We start from the raw sequence: 1,371 nt of genomic DNA, 5'->3' as shown, positions 1-1,371 counted from the left end.
CTACCATGAAAATAAAGTTCTATAATATGGAAAAATGGCAATACTAAAGTAGACGCAGCTCATTCTTCTTTTTGAGGAGAGCGTCTCATTCAAAGATCTATTGAGTTGGAGAATGGACTTAGGATACCTTTGGTTCCTCAATTGTCACTGTGTAACCTAACCCCTCTAACCTACGCAATGAGTGCTTAACAATGGCTTGTTGTTTTTGTTTATCGAAGTAATCTTCTCCTAAATCTACATACATTTCCTTTCGTGTTAAGAGGTAGTAGGAGATTCGTAACATCGCATGAGCTACAACGATTCCTGCGCGCTTTTTACCTTTACGTGAAGCCGTTCTCCGGTAAAGAGCGCCAAGGTAGTTTTTGGATCCTCGGACGGAATGAGCTGACTCAACCAGTGATGATTTAAGGTATTTGTTTCCACTCAACGTTTTAGAAGACTTCCGTTTCCCGGCACTTTGGTTATTTCCGGGAACTAACCCTGCCCAAGAACACATTTGAGGTGCCGTAGGAAATTGCTCCTTAATATTTGTGCCAAGTTCGGCAATCATTTGTTCCGCCACTTTTCTCCCAATGCCAGGAATGGAATCTAAACGTTCGATATCCTCTTGAGATTCTTCCATTCTTTTTGATATCTCACTGTCTAATTTATCAATTTGATCCGTAAGTAAATCGATATGATCCAGGATCGTCTTTATCATGAATCGTTGATGGTCTTTAATGCATCCTTGAAGAGCGAGTTTCAAGTCCTCTTTTTTATTTTTCATAACGCCTCTCGCCAAGTTTGATAACTCTTCAAGGTCATCATTTCCTTCAGCTATGGAACGAAGCATCTCACGAGCAGAAACTCCCAAAACGTTAGAAACAACAGACCCAAGCTTGATATTAGCTCCTTCTAACACTTTTTGCATTCGATTGTGTTGTCTGGCACGTTCTTCAATAATACTCCGACGATAACGAACAAGTTCACGTAATTCCCGCTGATTTCGATCAGGAATGTAACTCGCTTTAAGCAACCCATGGCGAAGAAGTTTGGCAATCCATTCGGCATCTTTCACATCGGTTTTACGTCCAGGAACAGCCTTAATATGTTGAGCATTCACAACTAGAAATTCAATATCTTCGGCTTCAAGTAGATTAACAATAGGTTTCCAGTAGACACTTGTACTTTCCATGGCCACATGGGTACAATTCCGTTTCTTAACCCAGTCCACCAACTCAATGAGATAGATGGTTTTCGTTGAAAATGTTTCAATCTCCTTTCCTTCCGGTGTAATGGCACAAGCAGTAATGGTATCTTTGTGGACATCCATACCACAAGCATTCTCAATGACTACATCCATTGAAAACATCCTTTCTGCGGCAAGTAATT

Annotated in this window: 1 protein-coding gene; it reads right to left on the bottom strand. The window is 40.6% G+C overall.

Translation table 11 applies throughout. The features are described from left to right. Positions 1-118 precede the first annotated feature (118 nt). Positions 119-1,342, bottom strand: coding sequence for an IS110 family RNA-guided transposase (locus BLS23_RS21225; RefSeq protein WP_089655002.1), 1,224 nt, complete (start codon positions 1,340-1,342; stop codon positions 119-121). Positions 1,343-1,371 lie beyond the last annotated feature (29 nt).

Source organism: Halobacillus aidingensis, assembly GCF_900104185.1.
Taxonomy (GTDB): Bacteria; Bacillota; Bacilli; order Bacillales; family Halobacillaceae; genus Halobacillus; species Halobacillus aidingensis.
Note: the sequence above shows the minus strand (reverse complement) of the source record. Positions and strands in the feature narration are given on the sequence as shown.

Coding starts and splice junctions, on each gene's coding strand:
- BLS23_RS21225 (WP_089655002.1), bottom strand. CDS start 1,342: ATGGATGTAGTCATTGAGAATGCTTGTGGTATGGATGTCCACAAAGAT.